The 482-nt window shown below is 71.0% G+C and carries 1 pseudogene; it reads left to right on the top strand.

Annotation, left to right across the window (positions count from 1 at the left end):
- Nucleotides 1-482, top strand: a pseudogene (locus ACNPM4_RS10050) (acyltransferase family protein); the annotation flags it as partial.

Below are 482 nucleotides of genomic sequence, written 5' to 3'. Positions count from 1 at the left end.
GGTGTGTACTCCCCCGACCTCATCGCCAACATCAACCCGCCGACTGCGGCCCTGCTCCTCGTCGGCGTCGCACACACCAGCCTCCTCTCCCTGCATCGCGAACGCATCGAGCGGTTCAGCCATCGGCCGCGCGTGGCGGCGTTCACGGCGTTCGTGACCGTGCGCACCATGACGATCTACCTGTGGCACATGCCCGTCCTGCTGGTGATGGCCGGCGCCAGCGCCGTGTACGCCCTCGTCACGGGCGTCGCGCTCCCGGCGCTCGACAGCGCGGACTGGTGGGCCGCCCGACCGCTCTGGCTCGCGACCGCACTCGCACTGACCGCACTCGTCGCCGTGGCCTTCACCCGGTTCGAGTCGCAGCCCGCGCCGCGGGCCACCGGTTCGCTACCCCGCCTCGTCGCGGGAGCACTGAGCGGCCTGGTCGGTGTCCTGATGCTCCTGGTACTCGGCACATCCGTCGCGACCGCTCTGATCGCGGT

This window comes from Microbacterium umsixpiens (assembly GCF_053543675.1).
Note: the sequence above shows the minus strand (reverse complement) of the source record. Positions and strands in the feature narration are given on the sequence as shown.